We start from the raw sequence: 17,713 nt of genomic DNA, 5'->3' as shown, positions 1-17,713 counted from the left end.
GCCCGACTTTCTACAATAGAGGCCAGTTTATCGGGACTTTTATGACTTCTGTGCTTCCCCGCGTTCAGCCGGGCTCCTTCCTCACCCTGCATTACCGCCTGGGTGGGCCCGCGGGTGACATCATCAATACCTTTGACGGCAAGCCTGCCACGCTGAGCCTGGGTACGGGTGAACTCTCCCCTGCCGTGGAGCAATGCCTGCTGGGCCTGGAAGAGGGCACGCGCAGCACGTTCGAGTTGCCCGCCGGTGCGGCCTTTGGCGAACGCAGCCCGGACATGCAGCAATGGCTGGCGCGCAAGGTGCTCACCCAAATGGGTGACCCCAACGAGACCTACCACGTGGGCGACGTGGTGCAGTTCCCCACGCCGGACGGTCAGGGTCAGTTTGCCGGCGTGGTGCTGCAACTGCGCGACGAAAACGACAAGGATGGGGCGGTGCTGTTTGACTTCAACCACCCGCTGGCAGGCCAGCCGGTGACGTTTGAAGTGCATTTGATCGGGGTGTTATGAGTGCTGTGACTCCCGTGCTTCCACAAGAAATCATCCTGGCCGAGCCACGTGGCTTTTGCGCCGGGGTGGACCGCGCCATTGAAATCGTGGACCGCGCGCTGCAGAAGTTTGGCCGGCCCATCTATGTGCGCCACGAGATCGTGCACAACACCTATGTGGTGAACGACCTCAAAGAACGCGGCGCCATCTTCATTGAGGAACTGGACGACGTGCCGCCGGGCGCTACGCTGGTGTTCTCGGCCCACGGCGTGAGCCAGGCGATCCAGAAAGAGGCGGAGCGCCGCGGTTTTCGCATCTTTGACGCCACCTGTCCTTTGGTGACAAAGGTGCATGTGGAAGTGGCCAAGCTGCACAAAGAGGGTTACGAATTCATCATGATTGGCCACAAGGGGCACCCCGAAGTGGAAGGCACCATGGGCCAGCTCGACAGCGGCATCCATCTGGTGGAGGGCGTGGAAGATGTGGCGCGTGTGCAGCCCAGCCAGACCGAACTTTTGGCCGTTGTCACCCAGACCACGCTGAGCGTGGATGACGCGGCAGAAATCGCGGCGGCAGTGAAGGCGCGGTTTCCGAATGTGCGCGAACCCAAACAACAGGACATTTGTTACGCCACGCAGAACCGGCAGGACGCGGTGAAGGTGATGAGCGGGCAGGTGGACATCGTGATCGTGGTGGGCAGCCCGACCAGCTCCAACAGCAACCGCCTGCGTGAAGTGGCGAAGAAGTTGGGCACCGAGAGTTACATGGTCGACAGCGCGGAGGAACTGCAGGCCGAATGGTTTGAAGGCCGCCAGCGCGTGGGGTTGACCGCAGGTGCCAGCGCCCCCGAGATTCTGGTGAAAGCCGTGATTGACCGCATCAAGGCGCTGGGCGCTGTGTCGGTGCGCAAGATGGACGGGATCGAGGAAACGGTGAAGTTTCCCTTGCCCAAGGGCTTGCGGATGGATGTGTAATTGCTACTTAATTGATAGCTGCTTGCGCAATAGAATAGAGGGCCAGAGCCCATTTTTGCTTAAAAATACGAAATACCATGTTAGACATCACCCTGCTGCGCAAAGACCTGGATTCGGTCGTTGCCCGTTTGCAAACCCGCAAGAACCCGCAAGCCTTCCTGAACGTGGACGCCTTCACAGCGTTGGAAGCCGAGCGCAAGACCATCCAGATGCGCACCGAAGAGCTGCAGAGCAAGCGCAACACCATCAGCAAACAAATTGGCATGCTCAAGGGCAAAGGCCAACATGCCGAAGCCGACGCCGCCATGGCCGAAGTGGGCAGCCTGAAGGCCGAGCTGGAAGCTTCTGCGGCACGTCTGGATGTGATCCAGGCCGAAATGCAGAATCTGCTGCTGGCCGTGCCCAACCTGCCGCATGAAAGCGTGCCCGTAGGAGCCGACGAGCACGGCAACGTCGTGGTGCGCACCTGGGGTACGCCCAAGACCTATGACTTTGAAGTCAAAGACCACGTCGATCTGGGCAACCCGCTGGGGCTGGATTTCGAAATGGGCGTCAAGCTCACCGGCGCACGTTTCACGGTGATGAAGGGCCAGATCGCCCGTCTGCACCGTGCACTCGCCCAGTTCATGCTGGACGTGCAAACCACCGAGCACGGCTACACCGAGTGCTACACGCCGTATATCGTTAATGGAGACACCCTGCGCGGTACCGGCCAGTTGCCCAAGTTTGAAGAAGACCTGTTTGCCGCCAAGAAGGGCGGGCAAGAGGGCGAGGCGCAGCCGGACCACACCGCGCTGTACCTGATCCCGACCAGCGAGGTCTCGCTGACCAACTTTGTGCGTGATGTGGTCTCTGCCGAGACCGATTTGCCGATCAAGCTCACCGCCCACACCCCGTGCTTCCGCTCGGAAGCCGGCAGCGCCGGGCGCGATACGCGTGGCCTGATCCGCCAGCACCAGTTCGACAAGGTGGAAATGGTGCAGATCGTGCACCCCGAGAAGAGCTACGAGGCGCTGGAGTCCATGGTCACCCATGCCGAGGCGATCCTGCAAAAGCTCGGCTTGCCGTACCGCGTGATGAGCCTGTGCACCGGCGACATGGGTTTTGGCGCCAGCAAGACCTATGACCTGGAAGTGTGGCTGCCCGCGCAGAACACTTTCCGCGAGATCAGCTCGGTCTCCAACTGCGAAGCCTTCCAGGCGCGCCGCCTGCAGGCCCGTTTCAAGAACGCCCAGGGCAAGAACGAACTGGTGCACACGCTCAATGGCTCCGGCCTGGCCGTGGGCCGCGCATTGGTGGCGGTGCTAGAGAACTGCCAGAACGCCGACGGCTCGATTACCGTGCCCGAAGTGCTGCGCCCGTACATGGGCGGATTGGCTGTCCTGAAGGCCTGATAGAATCGCTGCTTCGTTTCGACCGACGCGAATTCAGGAGAAGTGGCAGAGTGGTCGAATGTACTTGACTCGAAATCAAGCGTAGGGGCGACCCTACCGTGGGTTCGAATCCCACCTTCTCCGCCAAACAATCAAGCCTGCATCCCACAAAGATGCAGGCTTTTTTCTTGGGTGTGCGGTGCACACCTTGTGTCACGGTGCTGCAATGGGCTTGTCGCATAGTGGTGGGTTGTCTGGTGTCCTGGAGATTCTTTTGATGGTGATTGCGCGCAAAATTTCTCGGCGTTGTATGGCTGGCTGCGTGCTGGCAACGGCTTTTCTGGGCTCGGTGGCCTGGGCCCAAGGGGGCGTGGCGGGTTATCCGGACAGACCGATCAAGATCGTGGTGCCATTTGCCCCCGGAGCGGGTACCGATGCCATGGGCCGCCTGATCGCCCAAAAGCTCGGTGAGGTGATGGGCGTCAGCTTTGTGGTGGACAACCGCACAGGCGCCTCTGGCGCGATTGGCACGCAGTACGTGGCGCAACAGCCAGCGGACGGCTACACCTTGCTGCTGGTGGCCTCGCCGTTCACGACGGTGGCGGCCTCTTTGCCGAATGCCGGTTACGACCCGCTCAAGAGTTTCACGTCCGTGGGCATGATCGCCAGCGGGCCGCTGGTCTGGGCGACCAACTACCAGACTGGCATCCACACCATGCAGGAACTGGTGGCCTATGCCAAACAAAACCCCGGTGTGCTGAACTATGGCTCTGCCGGTGCTGGCGGCGTGAACCATCTGGTGCTGGAGTTGCTCAAGGCCAAGACCCACATCTTTATCACCCATATTCCCTACCGCGGTGTGGCCCCGGCGACCATGGACATGGTGTCCGGCCAGGTGCAACTGGTTACAGGCACCATCCCGGCCTTGCTGCCGCTGGTCAAGGACGGCCGTATCAAGCCGCTGGCGGTCACCAGTGCCAGGCGCTCCAGCGCCATGCCCGACGTGCCCAGCATGACCGAGGCGGGTTTCAAGGGGTTTGACGTGTTGAATTACTTTGCCCTGGCGGCCCCCGCAGGCACGCCTTCCGCGGTGATCGACAAGCTCAATGCGGCCCTCAACAAGGTGGTGGCGCTGCCCGAGGTGGTGGCCAAGTTCAAGCTCGATGCAGTGGACGCCACACCGGGCACGCCAGCCGCACAGGCCCGATTCATCGAGGCTGACTACCGCGCCTGGCGCGAGGTGGTGCAATCACAAAACCTCAAGATCGATTAAACGCAAGGCGTCCCCCGGCCAGGTCTTACTGGCCCGTTCAGGTGTCGGAGCGCTTTGGGCTTTTCAGAAGCGACAAGGCAATCACCGCCGAAGCCAGCATCAGAAACAGGCTCACCGCATTGAGCACCGGCGTGGCGCCTTCGCGCATGCGGCCGTACATCATCACCGTGAGTGGTGCGTCCGACCCCACCAGCATCAGCGTGGTGTTGAAGTTCTCAAACGACATCAAAAACGAAATGGCGGCGGCACCGATCAGTGCGGGCTTCAGATAGGGCAGTGTGATGGTGGCAAGCACCGCAAAGCGCGAGGCGCCGAGGTTGTAGGCCGCTTCTTCGAGCGTAATGTCAAAACGCTTGAGCCGTGCGGAGATGGTCAGTGTGGCAATGGACGCGATGTAGGCAAACTGTCCCAGCACCACCAGCGGCAGGCCAGGTCGCAAAAACTCCAGCTCCAGGCCCCACAGGTCGTCGGCCAGGTTGGCCACGCGGCTGGCCAGTGCCAGGATGGAGATGCCCAAAATGACCCCCGGAATCACCAGTGGTGCCAGCATCAGCATGCTCAGCGCCTGCTTGCCGCGGAACTGCGTGCGCTCGATGAGGAACGCATTGGCCGTACCCACCGCCACCGACAGCAGCGTGACCCAGCAGGCCACCACCACACTGGTCCACAGGCTGCCCAGCAGGGCCTTGTCGGCAAACAGGCCACGGCGTGGGCCATCAGCCCCGCCCAGAAACCAGTCCAGCGTAAAACCATTCCACGGCGGTGCGGGGTAGGGCGCGTTGTTGAACGCAAATACTGCCACCACGGCCAGGGGCAGAAACAGGAAGGCGAAGAACAGCATACCGTAGACCACGGTGCTGGCGCGCAGCCAAACGGGGCGGGGGAGGGAGGGGATCATGAGCGTTGCATCACTTCACCAAACTTTTGGCCGGATAGTTTGAGCCCCAGCCACACCAGCGCCGTGCTCAGCGCCAGCAGCAAAAAGCCAAAGGCCGCCCCCTGCTCCCAGTTGAAGCGGGTGATGAACTGGGTGTAAATCTGCTCGGTGAACCACAGCGAGTTTTTGCCCCCCAGCAGCGTGGGCGTGAGGTAATTGCCCAGTGTGAGCATGAACACCACGATGCAGCCCGCCACCATGCCGGGTGCGGCGTGCGGAATGATGATCTGCCGCAGGATGGACCAGCCGTTGCCGCCCAGATCGTAGGCGGCTTCGATCAGCGAATCGTCCAGGCTCTCCAGCGCGCCGATCAGCGGGATGACCATGAACAGCATGCTGGTGTAGACCAGGCCGACCAGAATCGTGGCGTCGTGGTACAGCAGCTCCACCGGCGCGGGCGTAATGCCCAGCCACACCAGAATGCCAGGCAACACGCCCGATTCGCGCAGCAGGATCATCCAGCCCAGGGTCCGCACGGTCTCGCTCACCCAGAACGGGATGAGGCACAGCACAAACAGCAGCGCCTTGGAGCGGCCGCGCGCAATCTTGGCAATCGTCCAGGCAATCGGAAAGGCCATGAGCAGCGTGATGGCGGTGGCGATCAGCGACATGACCGCAGTGCGCACAAAGGTGCGCCAGTACAGCGGCTCGTCAATGAAGGTCAGGTACTGCGCCAGGCTGGGTTCGTAGACCCGGGGCGCCACGCGCGCGCGCAGCGACAAAATCGCCAGCTCGGCGTGTGGCAACACGATGAGGCCCAGTAGCCACAGCAGTGCCGGCGCCAACAGCAACATGCCCAGCAGTTTGGCCATGCTGCTGCGTTGAGAGGGTTCAGTCAGCATGGTGTTGGGCGGGTGCGGCAAAACACACGGCGCGTTGCGGGTCGAAACCAAACACCACGTCTTCTCCGGTCCGCAGGTCGGCAAACTGCCCGGTCTGTGGGAGGGCGATGCGGAACTCTTCGTTGCTGGCCTTTTCGCGCAGCAGTACGGCGGAGTTGGCACCGTCAAACAACAGGCTTTCGACCGTGCCCGTGAAGTACGGCATGCCGGTTGCTACAAATTCAGTAGCTGTTCGCGCAAGCCGGGCGACCTCTGGGCGCACAAATGCTTCTACGGCATCGCCGGTCTTGATGTTGCCTTGTGTACAGCGTGCATGCAGGGACAGTCCGCTGTTGCTGACCAGTTGAACCATGTCGCCCTGCACGCCCACGGCCTTGCCAATCAGGCGGTTGTTGGCGCCCACAAAGCCCGCGACAAACGGCGTTTGCGGCTCGTAGTACAGCGACTGCGGTGTGCCCAACTGCTCAAAGCGGCCGTGGTTCATCACCGCCACATGGTCGGACAGCACCAGCGCTTCAGACTGGTCGTGCGTGATGTAAACAAAGGTGGTGCCAAACGCGGCCTGCAGCTGCTTGAGCTCGATCTTCATGTGCTCGCGCAGCTTCAGGTCTAGCGCACCCAGCGGTTCGTCCAGCAGCAAGAGCGTGGGCTCCAGCACCAGGCTGCGGGCAATGGCTACGCGCTGCTTCTGGCCGCCCGAGAGCTGGTCCACGCGCTTGGCCTGTGCACCCGGCAGGCTCACGCGCTCCAGCATTTCACCCACACGGCGCTTGATCTCATCAGCCGCCACACCGCGGCGCGCCAGGCCGTAGCCGACGTTCTCGCCCACCGTCATCATGGGGAACAGCGCCAGATGCTGGAACACCATGTTCACCGGCCGCTGGTTGGGCGGCACGCCGTTCATGGCTTTGCCGCCAATACGGATTTCGCCCGCGTCGGGCTGGATAAAGCCCGCAATCATGCGCAAGAGTGTGGTCTTGCCGCAACCGGAGGGGCCGAGGATGGAGAAGAACGACCCGCGTTGCACGGTGAACGACAGGTCGTCCACCGCGGCAAACGTGCCGTAGCGTTTGGCTACGCCTACGGCTTCGAGGTCAGGCAGTGCGGTGCTCAACGCAACCGCTTAGTTGGCAGCCTTGATGCGGTCGAGCACGCGACCTTCGATCTCTTCAATGCCAGCGGGCACAGCGGGGTACCACTTGATGTTCTTCAGCGCGGCTTCAGGGAAACTGGCGGCAAACTGGGCCTTGAGCTTGGCTTCCATCAACTGGTCAGCACCCTTGGAGGCCGTGAAGTTACCGGCAGAGCCGGCCACCTTGGCGGCAATCTCAGGGCGCATGTTGAAGTTGATCCAGGCGTAGGCGGCCGCGTCGTTCTTGCCCTTGGCAGGAATGGCGAAGGTGTCAATCCAGCCCATCGCGCCAGCCTTGGGAGCGACAAACTGAATCTCTGTCTTTTCGTTGTTCAGCTTCCAGCCGCCCGTGTCCCACATCATGGCGCCGACGATTTCACCGGTGCGCATGCCATTGAGCAACTGGTCCTTGTTGTCCCAGTAGAACTTCACGTTGGGCTTGCAGGCGGTCAGGGTCTTGCCGACTTCGTCCATCAGCGCGCCGTAGGCCTTGGGATCGTTGTACAGGGCGAAGGGGTTCTTGCCGGAGGCAAAGGCAAATGCCAGCAAGGTGGGGCGCTTCAGGCGGTAGGCCACCTTGCCCTTGTAGTCGGCCTTGCACAGGTCGGTGTAGTCGGCCATCTGGGCCAGCTTGGTGTTCACCACCAGGCCGTCAGTGCCCCAGATGTGGGGCAGGCCGTAGATCTTGCCGTCCACCGTGGTGTTGCCCTTGGTGGCGTCCAGCATGGAGGGGATGAACAGCTCGCTCTTGAGCTTGCTCAGGTCCAGCGGCTTGTAGATGCCGAATTCTTTTTGCGGGCCCGCAATGCGGTCTTGCGAAGGCTGGGCCAGGTCAAAGCCCGCGCCACCGGTGGCGCGCAGCTTGGAAATCATCTCTTCGTTGTTGGACAAAGTCAGCTCGACCTTGTAGCCACTCTCTTTTTCAAACTGCTCCACCACGGCAGCGGGCGCGTAGTCGGCCCAGGTCAGCAGACGCAGGACTTTTTCCTGGGCAAAAGCGGCTCCGGAAAGTCCCAAAGTGGCGACGGCAGCGGCGGTAATGGCACGTTTGAATTTCATAAGAATTCCTTGTTGAGGTGGACGTTGAGGTTGCAAGCAAGAAGAGTGCTCGTTTCCAAGGATATGACGTGAAGATGACATTTATATGTCCATCTTCGGCCCCTGTCTATTGGGGCTGGGCAAATATCCGAGCCGGCAGGCGCCGGACCTACTGGTCTTCCGGTTTGGCCGTCAACATGGCGTACAAACTGGCGGACGCCTCGTTCAAGTTCAATTGCCCGCCCGCAGTGGCTTCCATGGCCTGTTCATGCTCCATGCCATCGGTGCGGTGGGCGGCATATTCCACAACCAGGCTTTGGGCCACCACACAGGACAGGCCGGCTTGCGCCGCATTGTGGTTATCGTGCATGGTCGCAAAACCTGCGGCCAAATGGTCCAGCACCTGAATGCAGATCCGGATTTGTTCGATGTTCATAACGGCTGGCCGGTTGACTGGCCACGGGCCAGCGGGTTGGGGGTGGGCTCCGCGAGCTTGGTGAGCGTGTTGCGGTCCGTGTGGTGGAACGGTTCGGTTTGGCCGCGGATCATGAGCACGGTGTCTTCGTCGTAGGACCAGGTGCCGTCTGCGTTGATGGTGACCTGGATACGGTATTCCACGGTCCTGAAGGCATGCTCCAGAAACGGGTTGGAGCAGATGCCGTACGTGGTGGTGTCGCGAACTGCCACCAGTTCGAACTGGGTGGCATCGGGCGCGGCATGGCCCACCGCCATGGCAATCTGGCCGCGCGGGATGGCCAGTGTCTGGATGATGGTGCCGGTGGCAGGCTCCCACAGCCAGTAGCCTACCTGGTCATGGTAGGTCTTGACCTGGTCGGGCTTGGTCACATGGGTGTGGTACCGCAGGCCATAGAGCAGTTGCGGGCCATTGGTCTGTGGGTCGATGGGTTGCAGCTCCATGCGCTCGTAAAACGCCTGCCGCTTGGGGCCTTCGGCCTTGGGTTTCACATCAAGCCCGCGCAATCCCTCCCAAACACCCGCCATGCCGCGCAAGGGGCCGAGGTTGTTGAGTGTGTGGATATCTTGAGGGAACGGCTCCGTGTATATATCGCTGGAATAAGTGCTCATGTACCTAGTAGTGGAGTGGACGCCAGTTTGAAATTAGATACTACCTGCGCCAGGCGCTGGGCTTGTTCTCTCAAACTTTCGGCCGCTGCAGCAGATTGCTCGACCAAGGCCGCATTTTGCTGTGTCATCTGGTCCAGTTCGCCAACGGCTGTGTTGACCTCACCAATGTCGCGGCTTTGTTCGCTTGAAGCGGCAGAGATTTCGCTGATGATGTCTGACACGCGTTGCACGGATCCCACGATTTCGGTCATTGTCTCTCCGGCATTGGCCACCAGCCTGGAGCCCGAATCCACCTTCTCCACAGATACGCCAATCAGCATTTTTATTTCCTTGGCGGCCTCTGCGGAACGTCCGGCCAGACTGCGCACCTCGCTGGCTACCACTGCGAAACCGCGCCCCTGCTCCCCGGCACGTGCCGCTTCCACGGCCGCATTGAGTGCCAGGATATTGGTTTGAAACGCAATGCCATCTATCACGCCAATGATGTCGGAAATTCTGCGTGCACTGGTGTTGATTTCTTCCATGGTCTCAACCACCTGGGACACTACTACGCCACCACGCACTGCGACTTCGGCTGCGCTGGATGCCAATCGTTTGGCTTGCTGTGCCGACTCGGCCGACTGGTGGACCGTGCCCGTGAGTTGTGCCGTTGAAGTGGAGGCGCGCTGCAGGTTGTTGGCAGTTTGCTCGGTGCGCACGCTGAGGTCTTGGTTGCCCGTGGCAATTTCCGTACTAGCCAGGCGAATTGATTCTGAGGATTCGAGTACGGTAGTAATGGACAGCCCAAGCTGTCGGGTCATGGCGCCAAGAGCGCGCATGAGGTCACCAACCTCGTCTGTACGACTGGTGCTTGCATCCTGGGTGAGATTGCCCTGAGCAACCTCATGTGCCAATTCGGCTGCCCGGGCCAACTCGGACACGATCTTTTTCTGTAGCAGCCACGAGAGCAATACTGCGGCCGTGCCAGCCAGAAGGGACAAGGCGGTGAGTAAAAGGCTGATGTTGCGGCCCGTGTGGCGCGCATCTGCAATGGTGGTCTCGGAGCGTGCCTCGATGTAGTTGGTGACCACTGCTGATGCCTTGATCAGTTCTTTGAAAGTCACCTCCGCACGTTGCATGGCAGCAACCCCGGTATTGGCATCTATGGATGCAAAATTGATAGCCGCGTCGGCCTGCTTGGCATAGTTATCTATAAATGCCAACACCGCCTTTACGTGGGTTTGCAATTCCGGGTCGACGTTGCCGTCCCCTGCCACGGTTTCCACTACCCGTTTTACGCCTTCAAGCTGCTTGAGAAAGTCAGCCCGCATATTTTTGACTCTTGGCTCATCCAATGAGTCAATCAGCGCCACGGTACGGTACACACCCGCGTGTACTTCCGAGATTTGCTGGTGGGCGCTGGCCAGGGTCTTGAAGTCTTCGAGGCTGCTGCGCGAAGAACCCAGACTGGCGTCAGACTGGATACCCAAAAAATACGTATTGATCTGGCTGGAAGCCACGACCACCACGGCCGTCAGCAACGGAGCCGCAAGCAACTTCATTCCAAGCTTCATGGTATCTCCTTGGCCATTGGGGGCCAGAGCCCCGCCGCCCATTGGGCGGGAGGGAAATCAATGCAAGGCGTGGAAAATTACTTGTAGATACCGGCACAAAGTACAGCGTCGTCCAGCTTTTCGCAGTACATGCTCTTGGGTTCGATCTTCTTGGAGGTAGGGTTGGTGAACTTATAGTCCTGCCAGAAAGTGCCTTTTGTCTTGGCCAGTTCAATGCGCTCTTTGATATAAGGTTTGCCATCGATGTCCAGCATGTCCATCATGGCTGCGCCAACGAGCTTGGCGTTGGCTCCGTGGGCACGCACGACGCCGTCCATGCCGTAGATCACCAAGTAGAGGTCCCTGTCTGCCCATTTGGCATCTTTGGCGGTGACTTCGGTATAGAGCTTGTCCTTGTCTTTACCCGCCGCTTTCATAGCGGCGACCCCCTTTTTGACCATGGCAGTCGCTTCAGCCGCAGTAGCTTTGGCTTGTGCCATTGCAGCTATGGGCAAACAGCTAGCCGCCAATGCAAATACCAAGGAAGCGGTGATTGAGGAATGTTTCATGGTTGCTCCTTCGTTGTTGTGATCTTCCATCTGAACTTATACCCCAGGGGGTAAACACAAGCAACGGGGCAATTGCCCGTATACCTACCGACAGTTTGCAGAAGTTACGCTTTTGAGCGCTGTATTTCCATTAGTGCGCCTGTGGCTTCTTGTAAGTCAGAGGCTGGCTCCAGTTGATGGGCCAGAGCAACGAGTGCAGTGGCTCCATCCTGAACCAATTGGGCAATGCATTGGCCTGCGGCTTTGGGCGATGAAAAGCCCAAGCTTTGCAGCAGCACGCCGCCCTTGGCGTCGACCAGCTTGAAGTAGAACTGGCCATCTTTCTCGCGGTACTGCTTGAAGGCGGCCACAGCGGTCTTGGCGGCTTTGCCCGCAGAGGCGGTTGCGGCCCCTTGCAGATTGCGCAAGCCTACGGCCTGGCGCACGCGGCCCATAAACGGTGTGGCGATCTGGCGTGCCTTGTCGCGTCCGGCCAGCAAGATGGCTTCGATGCGGGCCGGGTTGTTGATCAGCGCTTCGTAGGTCTCGCGCATGGGCGCAATCTCGCGGTCAATGCGTTCAAACAGCACGTTTTTGGCCTCGCCCCATGCGATGCCATCGGCAAAGGACTGGCGCAGTGCGGCGGTTTCTTCGGGTGTGGCAAAGGCCTGGTAGATCTGGAACAGGGCAGAGCCTTCGGTGTCCTTGGGTTCGCCAGGTGCGCGCGAGTCGGTGACGATGCCGGAGATCAGCTTCTTGAGCTGCTCGCGCGATGCGAATAGGGGAATGGTGTTGTCATAACTCTTGCTCATCTTGCGGCCGTCCAGGCCGGGCAAGGTGGCGACTGCTTCCTCAATCTCGGCCTGTGGCGGCACAAAGTGTTCGCCATAACGGTGGTTGAAGCTGGCCGCCATATCGCGTGCCATTTCAATGTGCTGGATCTGGTCGCGTCCTACCGGTACTTTGTGTGCGTTGAACAGCAGGATGTCTGCGCCCATGAGCACCGGGTACATGAACAGGCCTGCCGTCACATCGGCATCGGGATCCACACCGGCGGCGGTGTTTTTGTCCACCGAGGCCTTGTAGGCATGGGCGCGGTTGAGCACGCCTTTGCCGGTCACACAGGTCAGAAACCAGGTGAGTTCGGGAATCTCGGGTATGTCGGACTGGCGGTAGAAGGTGACCTGCTCCGGGTTGAGCCCCGCTGCCAGCCAGCTCGCGGCGATTTCCAGCGTGGAGCGCTGGATGCGGGCCGGATCATCGATCTTGATCAGCGCGTGGTAGTCGGCCAGAAAGTAAAAACTCTCCACGCCCGGGGTCTGGCTGGCGCGCACGGAAGGGCGAATGGAGCCGACGTAATTGCCCAGATGGGGTGTGCCGGTGGTGGTGATACCGGTGAGGAAACGGACAGTAGCCATGGTGCAGTGAATACGAAGTTAGCGGGACAGCAGGGACAGTGGCGTGAGCAGGAGATCGAGCAGGCCAAAAGTGAGCGCCATGACGGGCTGCATCCAGAGCGCGCTGACGACCCCGGCAATAACCAGCCCCATGACAATGAAAAAGCCCCAGGGTTCAATGCGGGACACCAGTTCGGCCTGGCGGTAGGGCAGCAGCCCCACCAGAATGCGCCCTCCGTCCAGCGGTGGCAGCGGAAACAGGTTGAACGCAAACATCACGACATTGACCAGTACGCCACCCTGGCACATCTTCAGAAAGAAGGTCTCGGTAACGCCCACGCCCTGCAGTAGGTAGAGCAGGGCCCCCCACAAAAACGCCTGTACGAAATTGGCACCCGGTCCGGCCAGCGCCACCCAGATCATGTCGCGTTTGGGGTTGCGCAGCTTGTCAAAACGCACCGGCACGGGCTTGGCATAACCAAACAGGAAAGCCCCGGAGGTAGCGAAGTACAGCAGCAGTGGCATCAGGATGGTGCCTATGGGGTCGATATGGCGTGTCGGGTTCAGGGTCACACGGCCCATCATCCAGGCGGTGTTGTCGCCAAAATACCGCGCTGCGTACCCGTGGGCGGCCTCATGCACCGTGATGGCAAAAATGACCGGCAAGGCGTAGAGGGCGACGGTCTGGATAAGGTGTGCAAAGTCCACGGGGAATTGTCTCAGAGTGAAATGGTTGAAAACCTACATGCCCAGCCGGGCCAGATCACCACGGCCCTGGCGAATCAGCGCGGGTGTTTCGCCCGTCAGGTCCACCACGGTGGTCGGTTCCTGGGCGCAGGCGCCGGCATCGATGACCGCGGCTATCAGGCGTTCATACCGGTCCCGGATGTCCTGTGCGTCGTTGAGCGGGTCGGTCTCACCATCCGCTATCAAAGTAGTAGCTAGCAGCGCAGACCCATGAAGGGCCAGAAGCTCCTGGAGCACTTGATGTTCGGGGACCCGCAGGCCGATGGTCTTGCGTGAGGGGTGGCTCACGCGGCGCGGCACTTCCTTGCTGGCTTCCAGAATGAAGGTGTAGGGGCCAGGTGTGGCGGATTTGAGCAGGCGGTACTGGCGGTTGTCCACGCGTGCATAACTGGCCAGCTCGCTGAGGTCGCGGCACAGCAGGGTCAGGTGGTGTTTGTCGTCCACACCGCGGATGCGGCGCAGCAGATCGGCCGCCGCCTTGTCGTCCAGATGGCAGACCAGCGCGTAGCTGGAGTCGGTGGGGACGGCCAGTACGCCGCCTTTTTCCAGCAAGGCCACCGCCTGCTTGAGCAGGCGGGGCTGGGGATTGTCGGGGTGAACTTCGAAGTATTGCGCCATGCGGGAGCGTCTCTGCGACCTACTGGATGCGCGGGGCCAGCAACTCCCAGACCGGCGTCAGATCTTCCGGAAGCAGGGGCAGGGTGCCCAGCTCGGTGTGGCTGTCGTCCGGACTGTGGAAGTCACTGCCGCGCGATGCCGCCAGACCAAACTCCTTGGCCATGGCCGCGTAGACCAGGTACTCGGCGGCGGTATGGCTGCCAGTGACGACTTCGACGCCCTGGCCACCGTGGTTCTTGAACTCGGTGAACAGCGCGAACTCTTCGTTGGGGGTGAACTTGTAACGCGCCGGGTGGGCAATGACGGCCATGCCGCCGGCCTGGGTGATCCAGGTCACTGCGTCTTTGAGCGAGGCCCAGCGGTGCGGCACAAAGCCGGGCTTGCCTTCGGTCAGGTACTTGCGAAACACCTCACTGGTTTCCTTGCAGACACCGCTTTCCACCAGAAAGCGGGCAAAGTGGGTGCGTGAAATCAGCTCAGGGTTGCCGACAAACTTGAGTGCGCCCTCAAAGGCGTCCTTGATGCCAACCTTGGCCAGACCATCGGACATTTCCATGGCGCGTTCGCGGCGTCCGCCGCGCGTCTGGCGCAGTCCTTCCCGCAGGTCTTCATTGTCGGCATCAAAGCCCAGGCCCACGACGTGTACGGTCTGTCCGATAAAGGTAATGGAGATTTCGGTACCGGTGAGGTAACGCATACCGTTGTCTTTGGCAGCCGCCAGGGCACGCTGCTGGCCACCAACCTCATCGTGGTCGGTCAGGGCCCACAACTCGACACCGTTGCCACTGGCCCGTGCCGCCAAGGCTTCGGGTGTCAGCGTGCCATCGGAAACGACGGAGTGGCAGTGGAGGTCGGCATTGCGAATGGTAGTCACCGGGCCATTTTAGGCGTGCTTTCAAAACCCGGCGGCCGATGTCCATTCCATCCATTGGCCACTCTCCGGATGGGTCAATGCCAGGGTGCAGGCGTGCAGCAACAACCGCGGGGCCTTGGCCACCACTTCGGCAGGGGCATACAGTGCGTCGCCCAGAATCGGATGGCTGATGGCTTGCAGGTGCACACGCAACTGGTGCGAACGCCCTGTCACAGGCTCCAGTTCCACGCGACTCGTGTTGTTGTGGGTATCCACGGATAAGGTGCGCAGGCGGGTCACGCTGGCCTGCCCCAGTGCGTCAATGATGCGCAGCGGGCGGTTGGGCCAATCCACGCGGATCGGCAGGTCAATCACCTGCCAGGTATCCAGCGGTGTGGTGAGCTGTGCATGGACCACCGCCTCGTAGCGCTTGTGGACTTCCCGTTCGGCAAAAGCGCGGTTAAGACTGCGCTGGGCCGCCGGGCCACGTGCCATCACGATCAGGCCGGAGGTTGCCATGTCGAGCCGGTGTACGACTAGGGCGTCCGGATAGACCGCCTGGACGCGGGCGCTCAGGCAGTCCTGCTTGTCAGCCCCCCGCCCGGGAACCGAGAGCAAGCCGGAGGGTTTGTCGAGGACGATGACGGCATCGTCCAGATACACGATCTGCAAGCCCGGCACCGGCGCCAGAGGTTCAGGTGGTGTCACTGCCGGTGTCACTATGGGCAATGAGCCGCTGCACGGTTTCGCACAATTCGTTGACGTCGTTGGGCTTGTAGATCAATGCGCTGGCCCCGGCCTCCATGGCACTGGATTCAATCTCTGGGGTCACATAACCGGATGCCAGCGCCACAGGCAAGTCCGGGCGCAGGGCTTTGGCGGCGCGCAGCAGGTCCACCCCGCTGTAGCCCGGCATGTTGTAGTCGGTTACCAGCAGGTCAAAAGCCTGCGGGTTACTGCGCAGCGCCTGCTCTGCCTGGTGCGGATCGGTGAATGTGGTGACGGTAAAACCTTTGCGCGTCAGCACACGGGCGACCAGGAACACCAGGGCCTGGTCGTCGTCCACATACATCACATGGCGTCCGCGGCCATGAATGGGGGCAGCGGGTTCCGGTTCGGGCGCGATGGCGGCTGCCGCTTCCTGCGTGATGGGAAAGTAAAGCGTGAACTGGCTGCCGTGGCCCAGGTGGCTTTGTACGTCTACCGCGCCCTGGTGCGTTTGCATGATGCCGTGTACAACCGACAGGCCCAGCCCCGTGCCCTGGCCGACCTGGCGGGTGGTGAAAAATGGCTCGAAAATGCGCTCCAGCGTCTCTTGCGCCATCCCGTTGCCGGTGTCGCTGACCTGCAGTGTTACGTAGCTGGACGGCGGCAATCCTATACGGCCTGCCAAGGGGTGTTCCAGGACGGTACTGGACAGCCTGACTTGCACAACCCCTTTGCTTGCACCTACTGCCAGGACGGCGTTGGTACATAGGTTTAACAGGGCCTGTTCCACCTGGGTGGCATCGGCCAGCACGGTGGGGTTATCCTCTTCCACGGTGACCTGCAGGTCCACACCCGGCGGCAGGGTGACCTTGATCAGGCGTACCGTTTCATGCACCACCTCAGCCAATTGCAGGGATACGCGTTTGGGTGCTTCGTTGCGGCTGAAGGTCAGAATCTGGCGTACCAGATCGCGTGCACGGCGTCCCGCCTTGTCGATTTCCTTCAGGCTGGTCAGTGCGGGTGCGTGGGGCGCGGTGTCTTGTTTGGCCAGATCGACGTTGCCCAGGATGGCGCTCAGAATGTTGTTGAAGTCGTGTGCGATGCCTCCGGCCATGGTGCCCATGGCCTGCATTTTTTGCGATTCCCGCAGCTGTGTTTCCAGCGCTGCGCGCTGGGCTTCCGCCCGTTTGCGTGCGGTCAGGTCGCGCGCGAAAATGGTGGTGATGGCGCCATGGGCGGTATTGCGCCGTTCAATGGAAACGCTGATCTCCACAAACAGGGTTCCACCCTGCAGTGTGCTGGCCTGAAACTCGCCCAAAGTCGCCTGCACTGGCACGGCACCTTCCACCAGTGCTTTCTCCACTGCAGGCAAGAAAAGCCCCAGCTTGCTGCCGTAGGCCTGTGCTGCCGGGCACTGGAACAGGGTGGTCGCCGCGGGATTGAAAACGGTGATGCACTGGTTTTCATCGACACACAAAATGGCATCGAGTGAGGAGTTGATGATCGCGGCCATGCGGTTCTCGCTGAGCAGCAAGTCTTCATTGCGCTGGCGCAGCACCGTAGCACTTTCCTGCAGGGCCTGTCGTTGTGCCAGCAGTGGCCCCTGGTCGATGATGGCGCAGATAAAGTGGGCCAGTTCGTCCTGCGGGTTTTCGATGCGGGCAATGTGCAGGTCACCGGTAAAGGTGCCTTGTGCGCCGGCCATGAACACCACTTCACTGACCTCGCTGGTGCCCGCAGACTTGGCGCTCAGAAAACCGACCGCGACCTCATCTGCGTGTGCTGCGCCGACAAAGGGCAGCAGGAAATGCAGCGGAGGGTCACTTTCCAGGGGTTGAAACAGGCGCAGGGCCATGGCGTTGCTGGCCATCACCAGCCCTTCTTCGTCCACCACCATCAACGCCAGTGGCACGTTGGAAAACAGGGTGGCGAAGCGCTCTGAAGCACCTTCGGCCTCCTGCTGGCTGTAGCGTAAAGCCTTGTTCTGCACTTCCAGTTCGGACTGGTATTTGCGCAAATCCTCGATCATCTGGGTCGGCGCGTAGCCGTCCAGAATCAGGTCCTGTTCCAGCCGCATCGAGGTCCCCGTCGATGTGGCGGGGCGCTGTACCAGCCGCAGTGTTTGACGGCGGGGCAGACTGCTTCTTCGGTCGGGGGTAATGCGCAT

Annotated in this window: 18 protein-coding genes and 1 tRNA gene; 5 read left to right on the top strand and 14 right to left on the bottom strand. The window is 60.8% G+C overall.

The features are described from left to right. Positions 1 to 41: 41 nt before the first annotated feature. The 5 genes from RS694_RS15545 to RS694_RS15525 all read left to right on the top strand — a co-directional run bounded on the left by RS694_RS15545 (position 42) and on the right by RS694_RS15525 (position 4,108). Complete coding sequence (locus RS694_RS15545) at positions 42 to 509, top strand: FKBP-type peptidyl-prolyl cis-trans isomerase (RefSeq protein ID WP_029709176.1); 468 nt, start codon at positions 42 to 44, stop codon at positions 507 to 509. After that, entirely contained in the window at positions 506 to 1,462 is a 957-nt protein-coding gene (ispH, locus tag RS694_RS15540) for a 4-hydroxy-3-methylbut-2-enyl diphosphate reductase (RefSeq protein WP_037248137.1), read from the top strand. Before RS694_RS15545 ends, ispH begins: the two co-directional genes overlap by 4 nt. 77 nt (positions 1,463 to 1,539) lie before the next feature. Next, positions 1,540 to 2,856, top strand: a complete 1,317-nt coding sequence (gene serS / locus RS694_RS15535; RefSeq protein WP_029709178.1) for a serine--tRNA ligase — start codon at positions 1,540 to 1,542, stop codon at positions 2,854 to 2,856. Between the two features lie 36 nt (positions 2,857 to 2,892). Then, positions 2,893 to 2,982: transfer RNA gene (locus tag RS694_RS15530), tRNA-Ser, on the top strand. A 130-nt stretch (positions 2,983 to 3,112) separates the two neighbouring features. Next, positions 3,113 to 4,108: a tripartite tricarboxylate transporter substrate binding protein gene (locus tag RS694_RS15525; protein WP_029709179.1), complete on the top strand. Its 996-nt coding sequence runs from the start codon at positions 3,113 to 3,115 to the stop codon at positions 4,106 to 4,108. Positions 4,109 to 4,145: 37 nt separating this feature from the next. On the opposite strand, the gene RS694_RS15520 is transcribed toward RS694_RS15525, so the two are convergent. The 14 genes from RS694_RS15520 to RS694_RS15455 all read right to left on the bottom strand — a co-directional run bounded on the left by RS694_RS15520 (position 4,146) and on the right by RS694_RS15455 (position 17,623). Then, positions 4,146 to 5,006, bottom strand: coding sequence for an ABC transporter permease (locus RS694_RS15520; RefSeq protein ID WP_029709180.1), 861 nt, complete (start codon positions 5,004 to 5,006; stop codon positions 4,146 to 4,148). Then, positions 5,003 to 5,887: an ABC transporter permease gene (locus RS694_RS15515; protein WP_029709181.1), complete on the bottom strand. Its 885-nt coding sequence runs from the start codon at positions 5,885 to 5,887 to the stop codon at positions 5,003 to 5,005. The genes RS694_RS15520 and RS694_RS15515 overlap by 4 nt, the downstream gene beginning before the upstream one ends. Continuing rightward, complete coding sequence (locus RS694_RS15510) at positions 5,877 to 7,001, bottom strand: ABC transporter ATP-binding protein (RefSeq protein ID WP_029709182.1); 1,125 nt, start codon at positions 6,999 to 7,001, stop codon at positions 5,877 to 5,879. The genes RS694_RS15515 and RS694_RS15510 overlap by 11 nt, the downstream gene beginning before the upstream one ends. A 9-nt stretch (positions 7,002 to 7,010) precedes the next feature. Next, complete coding sequence (locus RS694_RS15505) at positions 7,011 to 8,078, bottom strand: extracellular solute-binding protein (protein ID WP_029709183.1); 1,068 nt, start codon at positions 8,076 to 8,078, stop codon at positions 7,011 to 7,013. A 148-nt stretch (positions 8,079 to 8,226) separates the two neighbouring features. Continuing rightward, complete coding sequence (locus RS694_RS15500; RefSeq protein WP_029709184.1) at positions 8,227 to 8,493, bottom strand: hypothetical protein; 267 nt, start codon at positions 8,491 to 8,493, stop codon at positions 8,227 to 8,229. After that, on the bottom strand, positions 8,490 to 9,143 hold the full coding sequence (locus tag RS694_RS15495; RefSeq protein WP_029709185.1) for an FABP family protein: 654 nt from the start codon (positions 9,141 to 9,143) through the stop codon (positions 8,490 to 8,492). The genes RS694_RS15500 and RS694_RS15495 overlap by 4 nt, the downstream gene beginning before the upstream one ends. After that, on the bottom strand, positions 9,140 to 10,696 hold the full coding sequence (locus RS694_RS15490) for a methyl-accepting chemotaxis protein (protein ID WP_081708701.1): 1,557 nt from the start codon (positions 10,694 to 10,696) through the stop codon (positions 9,140 to 9,142). Before RS694_RS15490 ends, RS694_RS15495 begins: the two co-directional genes overlap by 4 nt. Positions 10,697 to 10,773: 77 nt before the next feature. After that, the gene (locus tag RS694_RS15485) at positions 10,774 to 11,244 is read right to left on the bottom strand and encodes a cache domain-containing protein (RefSeq protein ID WP_029709187.1); all 471 of its coding nucleotides are present in this window, start codon (positions 11,242 to 11,244) and stop codon (positions 10,774 to 10,776) included. A gap of 104 nt (positions 11,245 to 11,348) precedes the next feature. Further along, positions 11,349 to 12,641: a tryptophan--tRNA ligase gene (locus tag RS694_RS15480; RefSeq protein ID WP_029709188.1), complete on the bottom strand. Its 1,293-nt coding sequence runs from the start codon at positions 12,639 to 12,641 to the stop codon at positions 11,349 to 11,351. A gap of 18 nt (positions 12,642 to 12,659) precedes the next feature. Continuing rightward, positions 12,660 to 13,328: a site-2 protease family protein gene (locus tag RS694_RS15475; protein WP_029709189.1), complete on the bottom strand. Its 669-nt coding sequence runs from the start codon at positions 13,326 to 13,328 to the stop codon at positions 12,660 to 12,662. Positions 13,329 to 13,361: 33 nt separating this feature from the next. Beyond that, positions 13,362 to 13,985 carry an L-threonylcarbamoyladenylate synthase gene (locus RS694_RS15470; RefSeq protein ID WP_029709190.1) on the bottom strand — a complete coding sequence of 208 codons (624 nt, stop codon included), beginning with the start codon at positions 13,983 to 13,985 and terminating at the stop codon, positions 13,362 to 13,364. A 19-nt stretch (positions 13,986 to 14,004) separates the two neighbouring features. Beyond that, on the bottom strand, positions 14,005 to 14,859 hold the full coding sequence (locus RS694_RS15465; RefSeq protein WP_029709191.1) for a 3',5'-nucleoside bisphosphate phosphatase: 855 nt from the start codon (positions 14,857 to 14,859) through the stop codon (positions 14,005 to 14,007). A gap of 21 nt (positions 14,860 to 14,880) precedes the next feature. After that, a complete protein-coding gene (locus RS694_RS15460; protein WP_076069805.1) occupies positions 14,881 to 15,546 on the bottom strand; it encodes an RluA family pseudouridine synthase in 666 nt (221 codons plus the stop codon). Beyond that, positions 15,533 to 17,623, bottom strand: coding sequence for a PAS domain-containing hybrid sensor histidine kinase/response regulator (locus RS694_RS15455; RefSeq protein WP_051392067.1), 2,091 nt, complete (start codon positions 17,621 to 17,623; stop codon positions 15,533 to 15,535). Before RS694_RS15455 ends, RS694_RS15460 begins: the two co-directional genes overlap by 14 nt. Positions 17,624 to 17,713: the final 90 nt, after the last annotated feature.

Origin of the sequence: Rhodoferax saidenbachensis (assembly GCF_001955715.1) — a bacterium.
GTDB classification, from domain to species: Bacteria; Pseudomonadota; Gammaproteobacteria; order Burkholderiales; family Burkholderiaceae_C; genus Allorhodoferax; species Allorhodoferax saidenbachensis.
This window is presented reverse-complemented; position numbering and strand designations above follow the sequence as displayed.

What these genes read in the sequence shown, in the direction of transcription:
- RS694_RS15480 (WP_029709188.1), bottom strand. Translation starts at nt 12,641, where the DNA reads ATGGCTACTGTCCGTTTCCTCACCGGTATCACCACCACCGGCACACCC.
- RS694_RS15505 (WP_029709183.1), bottom strand. Translation starts at nt 8,078, where the DNA reads ATGAAATTCAAACGTGCCATTACCGCCGCTGCCGTCGCCACTTTGGGA.
- RS694_RS15470 (WP_029709190.1), bottom strand. Translation starts at nt 13,985, where the DNA reads ATGGCGCAATACTTCGAAGTTCACCCCGACAATCCCCAGCCCCGCCTG.
- serS (WP_029709178.1), top strand. Translation starts at nt 1,540, where the DNA reads ATGTTAGACATCACCCTGCTGCGCAAAGACCTGGATTCGGTCGTTGCC.
- RS694_RS15485 (WP_029709187.1), bottom strand. Translation starts at nt 11,244, where the DNA reads ATGAAACATTCCTCAATCACCGCTTCCTTGGTATTTGCATTGGCGGCT.
- ispH (WP_037248137.1), top strand. Translation starts at nt 506, where the DNA reads ATGAGTGCTGTGACTCCCGTGCTTCCACAAGAAATCATCCTGGCCGAG.
- RS694_RS15545 (WP_029709176.1), top strand. Translation starts at nt 42, where the DNA reads ATGACTTCTGTGCTTCCCCGCGTTCAGCCGGGCTCCTTCCTCACCCTG.
- RS694_RS15495 (WP_029709185.1), bottom strand. Translation starts at nt 9,143, where the DNA reads ATGAGCACTTATTCCAGCGATATATACACGGAGCCGTTCCCTCAAGAT.
- RS694_RS15515 (WP_029709181.1), bottom strand. Translation starts at nt 5,887, where the DNA reads ATGCTGACTGAACCCTCTCAACGCAGCAGCATGGCCAAACTGCTGGGC.
- RS694_RS15520 (WP_029709180.1), bottom strand. Translation starts at nt 5,006, where the DNA reads ATGATCCCCTCCCTCCCCCGCCCCGTTTGGCTGCGCGCCAGCACCGTG.
- RS694_RS15525 (WP_029709179.1), top strand. Translation starts at nt 3,113, where the DNA reads ATGGTGATTGCGCGCAAAATTTCTCGGCGTTGTATGGCTGGCTGCGTG.
- RS694_RS15490 (WP_081708701.1), bottom strand. Translation starts at nt 10,696, where the DNA reads ATGAAGCTTGGAATGAAGTTGCTTGCGGCTCCGTTGCTGACGGCCGTG.
- RS694_RS15455 (WP_051392067.1), bottom strand. Translation starts at nt 17,623, where the DNA reads ATGCGGCTGGAACAGGACCTGATTCTGGACGGCTACGCGCCGACCCAG.
- RS694_RS15500 (WP_029709184.1), bottom strand. Translation starts at nt 8,493, where the DNA reads ATGAACATCGAACAAATCCGGATCTGCATTCAGGTGCTGGACCATTTG.